This window comes from Clostridium sp., assembly GCF_022482905.1.
Lineage (GTDB): Bacteria > Bacillota > Clostridia > Clostridiales > Clostridiaceae > Clostridium_B.
In genome coordinates, this window is the sequence record NZ_JAKVOI010000001.1 from 2857133 (window position 1) to 2873031 (window position 15899).

General features: G+C 31.4%; 19 protein-coding genes. 6 read left to right on the top strand and 13 right to left on the bottom strand.

Annotated features, from left to right (window positions below; translation table 11 throughout):
* Window positions 1-297: 297 nt before the first annotated feature.
* From LKE46_RS13995 to LKE46_RS14005, 3 genes are all read right to left on the bottom strand, one after another.
* Window positions 298-858, bottom strand: coding sequence for a uracil-DNA glycosylase (locus LKE46_RS13995; RefSeq protein WP_291723581.1), 561 nt, complete (start codon window positions 856-858; stop codon window positions 298-300).
* A gap of 98 nt (window positions 859-956) precedes the next feature.
* Window positions 957-2456 (bottom strand): glucosaminidase domain-containing protein, encoded by a 1500-nt coding sequence (locus tag LKE46_RS14000; RefSeq protein ID WP_291723585.1) that lies wholly within the window; start codon window positions 2454-2456, stop codon window positions 957-959.
* Window positions 2457-2508: 52 nt separating this feature from the next.
* Window positions 2509-3405 carry a polysaccharide deacetylase family protein gene (locus LKE46_RS14005; RefSeq protein ID WP_291723588.1) on the bottom strand — a complete coding sequence of 299 codons (897 nt, stop codon included), beginning with the start codon at window positions 3403-3405 and terminating at the stop codon, window positions 2509-2511.
* Between the two features lie 534 nt (window positions 3406-3939).
* On the opposite strand from LKE46_RS14005, the gene LKE46_RS14010 reads away from it, so the two are divergent.
* Entirely contained in the window at window positions 3940-4122 is a 183-nt protein-coding gene (locus tag LKE46_RS14010; protein ID WP_291723591.1) for a hypothetical protein, read from the top strand.
* A 51-nt stretch (window positions 4123-4173) separates the two neighbouring features.
* The gene (ispF, locus tag LKE46_RS14015) at window positions 4174-4653 is read left to right on the top strand and encodes a 2-C-methyl-D-erythritol 2,4-cyclodiphosphate synthase (RefSeq protein WP_291723594.1); all 480 of its coding nucleotides are present in this window, start codon (window positions 4174-4176) and stop codon (window positions 4651-4653) included.
* A gap of 7 nt (window positions 4654-4660) precedes the next feature.
* On the opposite strand, the gene LKE46_RS14020 is transcribed toward ispF, so the two are convergent.
* Window positions 4661-5260 (bottom strand): DUF1836 domain-containing protein, encoded by a 600-nt coding sequence (locus tag LKE46_RS14020; protein ID WP_291723597.1) that lies wholly within the window; start codon window positions 5258-5260, stop codon window positions 4661-4663.
* 418 nt (window positions 5261-5678) lie between these two features.
* Here LKE46_RS14020 and LKE46_RS14025 point away from each other — a divergent pair, with 418 nt between their 5' ends.
* The 3 genes from LKE46_RS14025 to LKE46_RS14035 all read left to right on the top strand — a co-directional run bounded on the left by LKE46_RS14025 (window position 5679) and on the right by LKE46_RS14035 (window position 7390).
* The gene (locus LKE46_RS14025; RefSeq protein WP_291723599.1) at window positions 5679-6002 is read left to right on the top strand and encodes a hypothetical protein; all 324 of its coding nucleotides are present in this window, start codon (window positions 5679-5681) and stop codon (window positions 6000-6002) included.
* Window positions 6003-6077: 75 nt separating this feature from the next.
* Window positions 6078-6722, top strand: a complete 645-nt coding sequence (locus tag LKE46_RS14030) for a PspA/IM30 family protein (protein WP_291723602.1) — start codon at window positions 6078-6080, stop codon at window positions 6720-6722.
* 14 nt (window positions 6723-6736) lie between these two features.
* Complete coding sequence (locus LKE46_RS14035) at window positions 6737-7390, top strand: DUF1292 domain-containing protein (RefSeq protein ID WP_291723605.1); 654 nt, start codon at window positions 6737-6739, stop codon at window positions 7388-7390.
* A 134-nt stretch (window positions 7391-7524) separates the two neighbouring features.
* On the opposite strand, the gene LKE46_RS14040 is transcribed toward LKE46_RS14035, so the two are convergent.
* A complete protein-coding gene (locus tag LKE46_RS14040) occupies window positions 7525-8934 on the bottom strand; it encodes an HDIG domain-containing metalloprotein (RefSeq protein WP_291738325.1) in 1410 nt (469 codons plus the stop codon).
* 203 nt (window positions 8935-9137) lie between these two features.
* Between LKE46_RS14040 and LKE46_RS14045 the strand changes: the two genes are divergently transcribed.
* Complete coding sequence (locus LKE46_RS14045) at window positions 9138-9383, top strand: AbrB/MazE/SpoVT family DNA-binding domain-containing protein (protein WP_291723611.1); 246 nt, start codon at window positions 9138-9140, stop codon at window positions 9381-9383.
* Between the two features lie 125 nt (window positions 9384-9508).
* Here the strand turns inward: LKE46_RS14045 and LKE46_RS14050 are convergent, their stop codons facing one another.
* From LKE46_RS14050 to LKE46_RS14085, 8 genes are all read right to left on the bottom strand, one after another.
* Complete coding sequence (locus LKE46_RS14050; RefSeq protein WP_291723614.1) at window positions 9509-10573, bottom strand: NlpC/P60 family protein; 1065 nt, start codon at window positions 10571-10573, stop codon at window positions 9509-9511.
* Between the two features lie 441 nt (window positions 10574-11014).
* Entirely contained in the window at window positions 11015-11860 is an 846-nt protein-coding gene (gene rsmI, locus LKE46_RS14055) for a 16S rRNA (cytidine(1402)-2'-O)-methyltransferase (RefSeq protein WP_291725708.1), read from the bottom strand.
* Window positions 11847-12614 carry a tRNA1(Val) (adenine(37)-N6)-methyltransferase gene (locus LKE46_RS14060; RefSeq protein WP_291723617.1) on the bottom strand — a complete coding sequence of 256 codons (768 nt, stop codon included), beginning with the start codon at window positions 12612-12614 and terminating at the stop codon, window positions 11847-11849. The genes rsmI and LKE46_RS14060 overlap by 14 nt, the downstream gene beginning before the upstream one ends.
* Window positions 12615-12747: 133 nt before the next feature.
* On the bottom strand, window positions 12748-13536 hold the full coding sequence (locus LKE46_RS14065; RefSeq protein WP_291723619.1) for an OmpA/MotB family protein: 789 nt from the start codon (window positions 13534-13536) through the stop codon (window positions 12748-12750).
* Window positions 13533-14327 carry a flagellar motor protein gene (locus LKE46_RS14070; RefSeq protein WP_291723622.1) on the bottom strand — a complete coding sequence of 265 codons (795 nt, stop codon included), beginning with the start codon at window positions 14325-14327 and terminating at the stop codon, window positions 13533-13535. The genes LKE46_RS14065 and LKE46_RS14070 overlap by 4 nt, the downstream gene beginning before the upstream one ends.
* A gap of 177 nt (window positions 14328-14504) precedes the next feature.
* Window positions 14505-14678, bottom strand: coding sequence for a DUF362 domain-containing protein (locus LKE46_RS14075; RefSeq protein WP_291723625.1), 174 nt, complete (start codon window positions 14676-14678; stop codon window positions 14505-14507).
* An 86-nt stretch (window positions 14679-14764) separates the two neighbouring features.
* Entirely contained in the window at window positions 14765-14968 is a 204-nt protein-coding gene (locus LKE46_RS14080) for a heavy-metal-associated domain-containing protein (RefSeq protein WP_291723629.1), read from the bottom strand.
* Window positions 14969-14981: 13 nt separating this feature from the next.
* Entirely contained in the window at window positions 14982-15896 is a 915-nt protein-coding gene (locus LKE46_RS14085; RefSeq protein ID WP_291723632.1) for a PSP1 domain-containing protein, read from the bottom strand.
* Window positions 15897-15899 lie beyond the last annotated feature (3 nt).

Below are 15899 nucleotides of genomic sequence, written 5' to 3' on the forward strand. Positions count from 1 at the left end.
CTATATAAAATTTAATTTTATATAGAGGCATATAAACACTTTACCACTCTATTTCATCTTTACCTCACGGTAAAAACCTCACCAAGTAACTAACATTACCTTACAGTATAACGTCTGTAATACCGAACTGCCTTAACAAATTTTCGGGCAATCTGTTCTGGAGCCATGTTCATAAAACAAATCAGCCGCCAGCTTTCACCTGTATGCTAACTCTCTTTTGACCTTTTGCTTTACTACTCTTTCCTTCATAACATTTAATAATATAATAAATTATATATTTTTTCTTGTCAACATAATCTATGCAGAAATTTCCCTGTATTTTTTATCTATATTCTTTAAGTCTTCCAAGAACAAATCATTTTTATTCGCATCCCTCAATATAGCTGAAGGATGAAAGGTAGCCGTCATATAAAATCCTTTTTTTTCAACCCATTTGCCCCTGTCTCTTGTAATTCTCCAATCCGCACCAAGTACATACCTCATGGCAGTAGCACCCAGGCACACTATAATTTTCGGTTTTACAAGTGCCACTTGATTCCTCACATAAGGAAGACACATCTTTGCCTCATCCTCATATGGTGTCCTATTTTTCTCAGGTCTGCACTTGCATACATTACATATATAGTAATCCTTCTTTCTATAGAGATTGAGTTCTTCAAGATATTTTGTCAAAAGCTGACCTGCCCTTCCTATAAATGGCACTCCAGTCCTATCCTCGTCTGCACCGGGTGCTTCACCTATAAATATGATATCTGCCCTTGGGTTGCCATCTCCAAAAACCATATTTGTCCTGTTGTTACCTAATATGCATTTATGACAGCCTGCACATTCTTCATAAAGCTCTTTCCATTTAAGCAATTTTATTCACTCCATCAAATATAATATATGAATTTATATATATTATACATCCATGTATTAAAATATACAATTTATGCTGAAATTGCATAAAATTTTTACTATTTGTATTTAGGTATTTCAAAATCCAGAACTTCATTGGAAGAAGACATCATTTCCACTCCATTCATTATATTGCTGATTTGCTTATAAGCCCATGCAATATCAGTTGCATACTGATGACTTGGATTTTCAACATTCCACCTCATCTTATAGACGGTATTCTGCTTATATTGCGGATTATTTATATATCCTTGAGCTATCCATTTGGCACCACCCTTTATGCCATCCTCAACAGTGAACCATTTTTCATCATATGCCTTTTTAGTACCATTGCCAATTGGATCATTATCTGTTGCACCAATTCCAAAAAAATTATACACAGGAGTTCCATATATGTAATTTCCTTTATCATCCTTTTTCCCACCATTTGCGAGGACAGATGAGCCATTTCCTGTCTCAAGCATGGCATGTGATACAAGATAGCTTACACTTATATCATTTTCCCTGGCTGCATCTATAAAAGCCTGTCCATATCCCTTGAAAACATTTTTGTCTTCGAGAAACTTGTTTAAATCACTGGCCGTTATGCCTTCCGAATAACTCAATTTCAAAAATTGGTATTTACCATATTCATCTATAAAATTGTCTGGATTCATATAGTATTTTATCTGATTAAAAGATGCTGTATTAGTAAAAATATTGGTTTCAACAAAGACAGGGGCTGATTTGGACTCCATATTTACGGCATCAATCAATGAAATATCATAGTTTTTATAATACCCGCTGTTCTGAAGCTGAGAATCTTTGGCATCTACACATCTAAAATAGTCTACTATATAATTATCATAATCAGTGTTCAAATCCACATGTGCACCTGAAGCCACTCCTGCCCTTCTGACATAGATGATAGCCTTGTATTTCTGTCCATTTGTTCCTGAACTTAATTTTTTAACTGCAGTTATTTTTCCATCTACAGGAGCTGTATAACCATTTGTTATTTCCTCAAATGGTCCTTGATTATAAACATTATCTTCAGCCACAAATATTCTATACTGAACATTTTGTCCACTGCTGGAATTTAGAATAAACACTTGATTTTGTGATGAAAGAAGCGGTGAATATTGAAAAACATTTGAAATAATGCCAGGCAGTCCCGAATAGCCTGTACCATCTGAATACGATTTTGCTATTTCAAACTTCATTGTAACTGAATCGGCCATTGGTATCTGTGATGATGACTTTATATCTTTACCTACAACAAGTTTATATTCTTCTCCAGGATCATATCCTGAAGTTTTAGGACTTACAAGTACCGTTTGTTTATCCTGTCCTAAAGTTACACTTACAGGTATTTTATTGTCATGTGAATCAAAAACAGTAATACTGCTGTCATTTACTGTTTCAGGATCCAGGGTTCTATTGAATTTAACTTTCCATTCCTTGTTGGAGTCTATATTCACCCTTGAAGTATCCAATGAATCCGCTGCGCTGGCCTTACATTGAATAAGAGTAAAACAAAATACCGACATCAAAATTAATGCTTTCATTCTTTTATTCAAGATATTTCCCCCCATAATATAAAATTAAATATTTTAAAAATATGTCTACTAACTAATTAGACGCATCATAGTCAGGATTAGTTAATCTTCTCTGAAATTCATTCATGTCATGATTATTACTCATATAAACTCTATGTAATTCATATATGCCTTGATTTCTATTTGCCCATCCACCTTCAGTGGTAAATGCCATTTTATATCCTGCTGTCTCTGCGGCCTTTACAGTACTGCCATTGCACCGCCCAAAAGGATATGCCACATAATTTACTTCCTTATTTAAGATGTCCTCCAAAAAACTCTTTGAGTCCTTCAATGTCTTAAGCTGGGCGTTGTAGTCCAATTTGCTCAAATCATCATGATTAACAGTATGCCCCTCAATATCTATACCATTTTTGCTCATTTCCTTCAACTGTGAGGAGTTTAAATAGCTGCCGTCATTATCCACAGTTGATGTAATAACAAATATAGTAGCCTTAAATCCGAATTTTTTTAATATGGGATATGCATTTTTATAATTGTCCTCATATCCGTCATCAAAGGTTATAAGAACAGACTTCCTTGGAACTGGCTTATTTTTAATCATAAAATCATAGAATTCATCCATTGTAAGAGTTGTATATCCATTATCTTTTAGGTATTTCATATGATTCTGAAATTTATCTGCAGGTATTCTTAACTCGTTATTTTCCTCATAATCTATAGAGTGGTACATAAGAACAGGTACAAAATTGTCATTATATATAACATCACCGTCAAACTCCCTGGTTTTAACAACTTCATCAATATCCCGCTGAGTATCTTTTATTGAAATTTTATTATCTTTTTTTACTTCAGAACTTACTTCGTCATTATTGCCTATATTTTTAAAAAGGTTGTATTTAATAAGATTATATGCACCAAATAATCCTACAAATATTACAACAGATACAATCAGTATTCTTTTATTCATGACTCCACCCTTTTCATATAAAGCTAAGTATTATTATAATATATATTAACCTGTAATAACAGCTATATTTTAACTATTCAACGGAGTACTGTTGAAATGTTATTCACATTATCCACAAATACCTTGTTGATAACTTGTGAAATACAGTAAAATTAATATACATATTATCAACAGTTATGTGTATAACTTGTGGATAATATAAATTAATCGTAACAAATTTAATTAATCCTTCATAAACTATTATTACCTTAATGTAATGCAGAGTCTACTTAATACAACTATCATTTTTTTATATTCTTATACAGAATATACCTTTTTTATCCTTACAGCACAATATTTAAAAATTAAATTTTGTGCTGTTATACCATTTAACTTACTACCTTAAACTTCCGGTGTGTTTTTATCAGACAAAACCATATTAATTTATAACATTAACATATTTTCATCCTAATATTTCATACTATTTTGTTAACAATTAAGCTCAAATATGGTATCATTTAATTAGATAATATTTTATGAAAGGTGGGGCTAACTATGAAAGATAACGTTATCAAGGTTAATTTTGTAAAATACAAAAATAGACGAGTAAAAAAATTTAATATTTTTACTTTAATAAAAGATTTATTTGCCGGTGGATTTAGCTCTACAAATAAAAATGTATCAACTAAGATTGATAATGACAAAAAAATAATACATTATTCAGAATATATTTCTTAAGGTGCTTGAAAAATGCACCTTTTTATTATATAAAATAACTGGAGGATAAAAATGCGTATAGGAATAGGTTATGATGTACATAGATTAATTGAAAACAGAGATCTCATAATAGGTGGTATAAAAATACCTCATGAAAAAGGACTTTTGGGTCATTCTGATGCAGATGTACTTGTTCATGCGATAATGGACAGTATGCTTGGTGCTCTGGCATTAGGCGATATAGGAAAATTTTTTCCTGATAATGATTTAAAATATAAAAATATATCAAGTCTAAAATTATTATCCTATGTAAATGATCTGATATTGGAAAATGGATACATTATAGGAAATATAGATTCCATAATAATTGCCGAAAATCCTAAACTTTCTCCATATATAAAGCAGATGAGAAAAATCATATCTAAAACATTGAAGGTCAATATGAACTTAATAGGAATCAAGGCAACTACTGAAGAAGGCCTTGGATTTACAGGTAAAAAAGAAGGCATAGCAGCTCAAAGCATATGCCTGTTGAATAAAGTATCAAATTAAACTACTTTTACATGTCTCTATTATAATTATTGACTATGCTCTGAACCAATTTTTTAACACAGCTAGCTTGACATATCAGAGATATTACTACAAGGAATACCATTATTCTTTCTTCTTCCTGGCTGGATTTTAGCTTCATGTCTTTAATTGTATCCTTTAACTTCTTTTCGTCAAAAAGGTTCTGTGCCATCAAATTCTGGAAACTATTTTCCTGTATATCTGAAAATAGTTTATAAGTTTTCTCCCAGGATATTATATCATCTTTATCGTCATTTATCTCATTAAAAGCTAATCTGAATACCTTCTTTATTTCCTCTGTAGACAATATTGGTCTCATGTAACTCAACAGTACCAACTGGGCCAGATGAACTTTTGTATATCCTCTCTTCCTGCTATGTTCAGGTTTGGATATAACCTCATTTTTGACATAATTCTGAACTATATTATTTGTATATTTTTCTTCCGAGAACTTATCATTTAAATAATCTATTACCTGAGATAAAAACAAATCATATCTTGGCAGATCTTCATAAGGTACAATTGTGTTTTTCGATATTTCTTGGGCTGTCTTTTTTACATATTCTATACCAAATTTATTTTCCTTCAAGATTATTTCCTCCAAAATAAAATTATTTATTTTACTTTTCCTTATAATATTATAAGTTACTTATAACTACTTTACAAGGTATAAAAGTATAAAAACCATATCTTAAATTTTGTACAAAAATAAGTAAAACATGTATCCTTAACGACCTAAACAAAGTTCTTTATCTAAATTAGTGTTAAACAGTTCATATTATTCTAAAATAAGATAATATAATACTTGTAATATAGTATATTTTACTGTATAATGTTGCTATAAATTAATTGAGTTCTCACGGGGGTGACTAGAATAAATAGAAAATATAGCTCTTTAATTTTATTTTTCATTTTTATTTTTTTATCATTGAATATTCCTGCAGTAAATTTATCAGGCAATAATATTGTATATGCTAGAACTTCAGTAGTTGTCAGTCATTCCCTTATTGCAAAGTCCGAAGGAGGCAGTTTTAAATCCGGGAATTTTTCAACTCCAAAGTCTAACTATAAAAGCAATTATAATAGAACTAACAAAAGTTCTGGAGGAGACTTTAAATCCGGAAGTTTTTCAAATTCACCGAAATCCAGTTCAAGCTCTTCTCAAAAACAAAGTTATGATAATAGGAACTACGACAATGGTAATAGCAAGCGTTCATTTTTCCCGATACCTATTCCAATCCCCTGGGGACAAGGATATGGGTTTGGCTATAATAATTATGGACAAGGTAGTCTTCTATCAAGATTTTTCTGGGGATTTGTTAAATTTGTAATTATTGTGTTACTAATAATATTTATTATCAATAAAATAAATAAATTTAGAAAAAGATATTAAAGGAGGCCCTAAAATGGGAGTAATAAAACGAATATCCAACATTTTCAGAGCAAAAGTCAACAACAGTTTGGATGAAATTGAAAATCCAATAGAACTCTTGGATCAGAAACTAAGAGATATGGAAACCAGTTTAAATAAGGCTAAACTATCATCTGCACAAATACTAGGTAATGTACATGAAATTGATAAAAAGATGGAAACTGCAAAGAGGACTTCTTCTGAATTCGACAGCAAGGTAAAATTAGCCTTAAGTAAGAATAATGAAGAACTAGCAAAAAAAGCACTCGAAAGAAAATTGGAAGCAGACAAAACCTATGCCAATTTGGAAACAAGTTATAAAGACGCGTGTACTAAGGCTGAAACCATAAAGAAAAAACTTAAGGAATTAGAAAGTCAAATTGAAAAAACTAGAACTTATAGAGACGAAGCTGCTGCAAGATACAATAATGCAGAAGCAAGTAAAAAGGTAAATGAAATACTTGCAAACATAGATTCAAGAAACAACGCTATAAATTTAGATGACATTGAGAGAAAGATACAGAAAAAAGAATCTATCTCCCAAGGACTTGAGGATTTAAAGGAATCCGATTCACTGGATAAGGAATTTGAAAAATTAAGTGAAATTGACTTAGATGAAGAATTAAAAAAATATAAATAAAATATGGTGTTGTCATGAGTAGAGTTAATGAATTTATAAACAGTGAAAAAGATCATTACGGGAAAATATTTGTAGACATAAATTATGCTATAGATAACGTTTCGCCATTTTTAGATAAAGAAATACTCAACAGGCGAAAATATTCAACAAAAATTACCATTCTAAAAAAATATATAGAATTAATTGAGTCCACCGAATCTGAAATCAGCCATGGAAGCTTTTTCAATAAATTCAGAGGTGATAAGTATATATCCTTATTAGAAAGTTATAAACATGCTAATTTAGAATTTCTAAATCAGCTGGAAAAGTGCAGCAAATGTCAATGCCTGAATTGCACAGCTTCTTGTAAATTTGACAGCTGTCTTGCATGTAAAGAAGGCTCTAATATTGTTTCTTGTGACAGAGAAAAAATCAATATTACAGTACATGATAATTTTACTCTGGATCTTATCAATAATAAAACTGGTAGAAATGACAAATATAAAGCAATTGCAGTTCTCCAGGATATAAAGCTGGATAAAAAATATATAATAATACAAAATATTTTAACAAAAGAAAAGTTTATATTATATTATTATCCTGGAATTTCAGAAGATACTTACGGAGAAATAACAGATGCTGATGAATTTGATTTCATAGTATCTACCTTTCAAAGTGTGGATAACTAGATATCTGTTCACACTTATACACAAAACGCACTAAGTTATCAACAATTTCTGTGTATAACTTAGTGCGTTGATACTATCGGCATTACATTGATAACACCTATACTTATACACAATGTGTATAAGTATAGGTGTTATCAATTTTTATTGTGTATTCTAAAATATTTTATTTTTCCAATATAGCTGATAACTTCCTCCCTGGTATTAATCCTTTTTAAGTATCTAAGTCTATCTATATCATTAATTATACTACCTACTGCTGGACCTTTTATACCTAAGACATTTTTAATATAATTACCATCTATAAATCTTTCTCTTTTTATATTTGAATAGACTGTATACTCATAAAACATATTTTCTATAAAAATCTTATAGGATTCTTTCTCATTTTCTCTGTCCAAAAGTATTCTCGTAGCATAATTGTCACAGAAAGATACTATAAGTATATACTGTGACAACTTGCCGTATTTATTGAAAAATTTATAAAGTTCTTCCCTATTGCTGCCAAATTTATTTTTAAAAAGTACAAGCGGCTGCATATGCTCCTTTACAACAACTTCTATAAATTCTGATGCCTTCTTGGAAAACCTAAGATCAATACATAGCTTTCTACATATATCAGCTCCTCTTTCCTCGTGCCCTATAAAGCTTATTCTATTGTCCTGTTTTTTATAAGCTTCGTATTTACCTATATCATGCAGGAAACAGGAAAGTGCCGTATATTCTTTCAAACTAAAGTCACCGATTTTGTTATTAAATATATCGAAATTTAAACTTCTTAATTTTATTCTATTATTTATAATATCCTTGAAGATTCTATAAGTTAAATTTATATGGGTAAATACATCTTCTACATGATATTTGCATTTCCCTATAGTTTTCAGTTCCTCTACATATGGCACCAGAAACTTCAATATGGAAAATGCATCTAATATTTCAAAGGCGACCCCTTCCTTATCCCTTTCTATTATAGACATGAGCTCGGAAGACACTCTTTCTCCCGGTGAATCTTTCAACTTATATGAATATCTTCTAATAATATCCTCTGTATTCACATTAAAATGCATACCGAAATTTATATACAGTCTTATACCTCTCAAAATTCTAACAGGATCATTTTTAATGCTGTCCTCATTTACAGCTCTTATTATTCTATTTTGCAGTGCCTTTCTACCTTTAAACGGGTCTATTATCTTATTTTCCCCCAGTTTAATGCATATGGTATTCACAGTAAAATCCCTCATATTTAGATCTTCAATTATATTTTCTCCTTTCATTTTCGAAATGTCTATAATAGCATCTCCAAATATACATCTATATGTATACATTTTCTTTTTTACCTGAAAAAATTTATATCCTGATTCACTCAACCTTTTTAAAAGATTGCTGATATTTCCATCATATATAAAATCCACATCTCTAGGTTCAATTTTAGAATTCATCAATTTATCTCTTACATACCCGCCAACCAGATATATATTTTCTTTTTCTCCATTTGCCTCTACGCTCAGATACTTAATAAACTGCTTTGCACAATTCAAATTCATCACCTACTTTATATCATTTTACCATAACATAGCGATATTTTAAATTATCTAAAATCCATATCCACGACATTCTTTTAACACTATATGTCATTTAATATTAAATATGTAACTTATTTTTCAGAACTTGTATTGACTTTTAATGTAATTTTTGCTATTATTTAATTGTGGTTATGTCGAATTATGGAATTAAGGGAGGAAAACAAATGAAATCAACAGGTGTTGTAAGAAGAGTGGACGAGCTAGGAAGGATTGTAATTCCTATAGAATTGAGAAGAACTTTGGACATCGCTGAAAAAGATGCTCTGGAAATATACGTAGATGGTGAACAAATCATATTGAAAAAATATGAACCTGCTTGTATTTTCTGTGGTGATGCAAGAGATGTAGTAAATTACAAAGGCAAGAATATCTGTAAAAAGTGTTTAAACGAGTTAAAAGAAGGAAAATAAGAGTAAAAAATGAACTCAATTATTTATATTGAGTTCATTTTTTATTTGTAATAATTTAACTTCAACCTACATAATATGTAATATACATAAATTTATATCAATCATCCATATTACTAAATTTTATATCAGTTGAGGATTCTTCTTCCACCGCTAAAATCAGATCTGCTTATTGAAGCTATTTTAACTACATCACCTGTCTTAGGTGCATTAATATATGATCCGTTCCCCACATATATCCCTACATGATATGCAGGTGAACCAAAGAACACGAGATCACCAGGCTGAAGATTATCTCTGGATACAGGTGTTCCTACTCCCTGCTGAGTCTGTGAGGTTCTTGGAAGAGAAATTCCGAAATGGGCATAAACATACTGAACCAGTCCTGAACAGTCAAAACCTGACGGAGATGTTCCACCCCAGACATAAGGAACTCCTAGAAAATTAGATGCATATGCTACTATTGCATTGGAAGATGCTGATGCTGCTGATCCACCTCTGGATATTCTCGGAGCTGATTCTCTTACCTTCTGAACATTATTTGCTGCCAAAGCCACCATGGTATTACTCTCGGAATTTACAGAAGCCGCTTCAAGAGCTTGTTCTTTTTTATCTAGATCTGCTATTAATTTACTTTGAGTTGATTTGTCACTATTGAGCTTGTCCAATTTACTTTCGTTATCAGATTTAAGAGCGAGAAGGTTACTATTTTCATTATTTAATTTTTCCTTTTCTGCAGCCAATTGTTCCTTTTTCTCATTTAAATCATTTATAATTTTTTTATCTGAAGTCATCACTCTTTTAACTGTATCTATTCTGGATACAAAATCGTTTAAACTTGTGGAATTCAATATTACACCCAAGTAACTATCCACTCCGTTTATGTACATTGCCCTTGCCCTTTGATTAAATAACTGCTGCTGAGTACCTATATTTTCTTGTGCTTTTTCTAAATTTTGTTTGTTTTTTTCTATACTACTACTTATTTTTTGAATGTCTTTTTTATTAGTTTTAATTTGGTCCATCACTTGAGATATTTGATTGTCCAATTTTTCAACCTTAATTTGTAATTCCTGCTTCTGTTGTTTCACTCCGTCCAAAGAGGTCGTACTGCTTGGTGAAGCTAAAACACTTCCACAAGTAGACAGCGCCAATGTCAAAGCAATTATAACAGACACGGTTTTTCTGTTCAATATTTCCATACCTCCCTTTTGTTTACATAAGATAATTTGTCATTGCAAAATAAAATAATTATTAGCCTCAAGTTATATGAACACGAATACCTGTATTTTTCTCCTATTTTCTATAGAGCTTATCCTTATTCGTGACATCATATACAAACCTTGAAATTATAATCATTATTTTACAATTATCTAATAAAATATAAAGTCATATTAGACCTACATTCATAAATTATGAATGTACAGCTATATGTATAAATCATATTTAACATATTTTTAGCTCTGCTTTTTCTATTATAACATTAAAATTGATAATTCAACAACTTTTATGGCATATTTTTTTCAAAATATTATAATTTCTAATTATATATATGTTTTTATTAATAGATTTTAATTTTTATTATGTCTATTTTTTTAATAAGTTAATTTATAACAATTATTACTAAATAACAGCTACAAGTTTATAGAGCATTTGTACACTTCTGATTTGGACAAATTCCTGTCTCTGGAAACTTTTTTAATTGATTCTTTTTTGCTAAAGCCTTCTTTTATATACATTTTTATATGCTCTTGAATAGTCACATTTTTCCATCTTTGTTCATTATCACTTAAAATTTCTTCTTCAGACTTGCCACTTACAACAAGTACAAATTCCCCTTTTGGATTCTTTGTATTATAATAATTTATAGCTTCGTCCACAGTAAATCTCAATATTTCCTCATGAATTTTTGTAAGTTCCCTGCATATTGCTATCTCTCTGTTCCCTAATGTTTTTTTTAAGAACAAAAGAGTGTTTTGGAGTCTGTGTGGGGCTTCATAGAATATCAATGTATCTTTTCTGTCTTTTAGAGTCTCAATAATGTTATTTTTACTTTTATTATCTCGAGGTAAAAAACCTACAAATGTAAACATATTTGTACTAAATCCAGAATAAACAAGTGCTGTAGTCACAGCAGTAGATCCCGTAAGCACTTCAAAATTTATTTCTTCCTGTATACACATTCCAACCATGACACTACCTGGGTCTGAAATTCCAGGAGTTCCTGCATCACTAACAATTGCTATATTCTTACCCTCTTTAAGTTTTTCTGTTAATTCCTTGCTTTTATTTTTTTCATTGAATTTATGATAGCTTACGAGGGTTTTCTTTATATCAAAATGATTTAGGAGTTTTAAAGTTTGCCTAGTATCTTCTGCTGCTATTAAATCAACATTTTTCAGTACTTCAAGCGCCCTTATAGTTATATCCTTTAAATTTCCTATTGGTGTTGGCACAAGAAAAAGTTTACCTGCTTTCATACACAGTCCCTCTATCTCTTCCATATATTTTATTTATCTCTTCCGTATATCCTCCATCCTCAGTATGAATATACAATGGTTTATCCCACTTAAGGAACCTTCCTCCATTGTTTCTCCCTTCTACAAGGACCATATTTGGGGCCTTTCCAGTACATGGATGAATCATCCTCATTAGCTTTGGCTCAATCTCATACTTTCTCATACAGCACATTATATCAACAAGTCTATCCGGTCTGTGAATCATATAAAACCTGCCATTATCCTTCAATAAAATTTTGGATGCCCTTACAACATCCTCAAGTGTACAAAATATTTCATGTCGTGCTATTGCATTTTTATCATTTTTATTTATAATACCTGAATTTTTTAATTTATAAGGCGGATTTACCGTTATAACATCAACCTTTGACATAACCTTTAAAAATCCAACATCTGTTATATCCTTGTCTACAAAACTAATTCTATCCTCCATTTTATTGAAAGCTATCGAGCGCTTTGCCATATCTACCATGTCTCTTTGTATTTCTATTCCAGTTATATGCTCGGCAGATGTTTTCCCTGCTATTATGAAAGGAATTATTCCTGTACCACTGCATAAATCAATCACCTTTATTTTGGGCCTTATCCTCGCAAAATTTGCAAGCAGAACTGAATCCACTCCAAACCTGAATGCATTTTTTTTTTGTATAATATGTATCCCTTTAATTTGAAGGTCATCTAATGTCTCATCTTCCTTCAAAAAGCCTAATTCCATTTGAATATCCTCTTTTCAACTATATAAATCAATACAAATATAATTTTAAGTTAAGTACTAAAAGTTGTCAAATAAATAAAGACCCCTTATTGATCAGAGATCTTTCAAATATATTTGACTCAAAACACATACTTTAATTGGATTTCTGGGTATCGGGTACCTTTGATTTTTGTACAGAACTATTGTCCGAGTCATGTTCAATTTCATCAAATTTGCTATTTACTATTATTATATCAACTCTTCTATTTTTTGCCCTACCCACCTCTGTAGAATTATCAATTACCGGCTTGTATTCTCCATATCCAACAGCAGAGAGTTTTGACGGACTAATTCCAACCTTCGACTGAAGGAACTGTGTAACATTTGCAGCCCTTATACATGACAATTGCCAATTTGAAGAGTACTGACTATTACTAATAGGTACATTATCAGTGTGGCCTTCTATTCTTATTGAATTTCCAAGTTTGTTTACTATCTTGCCTATACCTACCAGTTTAGTTTGAATTTGTGGTTTTATTTCAGCTTTTCCCGTGTCGAAAAACAAAGTATCATTTATGCTTACTACGAGTCCGCGCTCATCTACCTGCGTACTCACACTATTGCTCAAGCCGTTTTGTTTTAAGTATTTATCCACTTCTTTTTTCAGTTGTTCTAATTTTTTTTGTTCAGACACACTCGTATCCGCAGTGTCTATCTGTTTTACAGTATCTTTAACACTTGCTGTATTCTCTGAACCTACTATAGTTTTTCCTCCACCCATAGCTATACTAAGAGATTCTGTAATTTGCTTGTACTTATTTTGATCTACTTGACTCATGGAATACATGACAATAAAAAATATCATAAGCAAAGTTATTAAATCAGAATATGTGAGCATCCACCTTAAACCATCTGCTTTCTTCTCAGGTTTTTTTCTCTTCATAGTTCAGCCTTCCCATCCATTTGTTCAAATTTGGATAATTCTTCCTTGTTCAAGAAGCTTTTTAGCTTCTCTGCTATAGTATTCGGGTTTATACCTTCCTGAATATAAAGTATTGCCTCAACAATAAGTGTCTTTTCCTTTACCTCTTTTTCATCAGCCTGTCTCAATCTGTTGGCTATTGGAAGCCATAAAAGATTGGCTGATGCTATGCCATATAGTGTTGCCAGAAATGCAGTCGCTATTTTGGGTCCCAGTGTCGATGTATCTTCAAGATTTCCCAGAACATGTACCAATCCCATAACTGTACCGACTATACCCATGGTAGGTGCATATCCACCTGCATTTTCAAATACAGCTGAGCCTTCCAGATGTCTTTCAGATGTAGATTCAAGTTCCAATTCCAATATACTTCTTACAGCTTGAGGATCAACTCCGTCTACTACAAGCTGAAGACCCTTTTTTATAAATGGATCCAAATTGGGGTCACTGGATATCTCTCCTTCCAAACTCAGCAATCCATTTTTTCTGGTTTTATAGGATACATCTTTAAAATACGAAATTAAAGCTGGTAAATCCGCTTTCCTAGGACTAAAAAGTACTTTAAACATTTTGGGAAGTCTTTTTAGTACATCCATAGGAAATGAAAGCCCTGTAGCACCAATTGTCCCTCCAAAAACTATTATAGCCGCAGTAGCTCCCAAAAGTGCACCTGCAGATCCACCTTCCAAAACATAACCAAATACTACAGATAAGATTCCAAAAACCATAAATATAACAACAGATATATCCATTTTTCTCCTCCATCTAGTTAATTTAATTCCCGATTTTAGTCTAATCCACCATCTCTATATAATAAATATTCGTATAAAGTCTAATACTCTTTAACATAATATCTAATTCTTGCTAACAATCATTAATTTTTTGCAATTAAAAAGACTACCTTCTGGCAGTCTTTTCAATTCGATCAATTAGTCTTCCTGAACTGGTGCACCTACAGGACAGACATTAGCACAGTTCCCACAATCAATGCAAGTATTTTCATCTATTACGAACTGAGTATCCCCCTGGCTTATTGCCTCAACTGGACACTCCGAAGCACAGGCTCCACAACTTACACATGCATCATTAATTTTATATGCCATATCGAAAACCCCTCCTTGAAAATTATAATCATAAAATATCTTTCGCTGATATTTTATCATACTTATACAATTTTTAAAAGCTAATTTTAAAATACAGCATATCCTAAATCTTCAATAGATTGAATAAGTTGACTATCACTTACAAAATAATCATCATATACTATACTGACTTCACCTTTTTCAACATTTATTTTGCATGCTACAACTCCTTGATTATTTGCTACAGCACTTCTTATATTATTTATATCATCAGCAGTTCGCATATTTGGAATCTTAAATATTGATTTCATGTGAGATTACCCCCTACTCTTCTTTAAATAATTGTTTTATTATCTCCGAATCTTTTATGTCATCACCTTCTATATCAACTTTAATCTCATCTTCATTTATACTTCCCTCATAATTTCCTGAAACCAATTCTATGTCATTTATGGAAACTTGCTTTATCACATCTTCTTCATTATGGTTTTTTATCTTTACCTTAACGCTTTCTCCAATTACAGAATTACTTATTACCTCACCATTTCCATAAGGGGTGCTTACAATGGATCTCACTTTAGGCATCCTCTTTCTTATATCTTCATATATACTCTGTTCATAATTCAAACAGCACATTAGCCTCCCACATATTCCTGAAATTTTCGTAGGATTTAGAGATAAATTTTGTTCCTTTGCCATTTTTATAGAAACCGGTACAAAATCACCTAAAAATGTAGAACAACACATAGCTCTGCCGCATGGCCCCAGTCCTCCTACCATTTTAGCTTCATCTCTAACACCTATCTGTCTGAGTTCTATTCTCGTTCTAAATATAGATGCCAGATCTTTTACAAGTTCCCTAAAATCTATTCTTCCATCCGCCGTAAAATAAAAAATTACTTTGTTATTATCAAAAGTATACTCTACATCTATAAGCTTCATTTTCAAATTATGCTGTTTTATTTTATCCACACATATTGAAAAGGCTTCTTCTTCTTTTTTCTTGTTTTCATCGTGTCTTTTTATATCATCTTCTGTAGCAATTCTAAGTACATTTTTCAGCGGAGATACAATATCATCTTCTGCTATCTGCTTTGGTTGCACAACACATTGTCCAAACTCTATTCCTCTAGCTGTTTCTACTATGACATTATTATATTTTTTTACATCCAGATTCCCTGGTGAAAAGTAATATATTTTCCCGGCCTTTTTGAAACGTACTCCTATAACAGTTACCATATT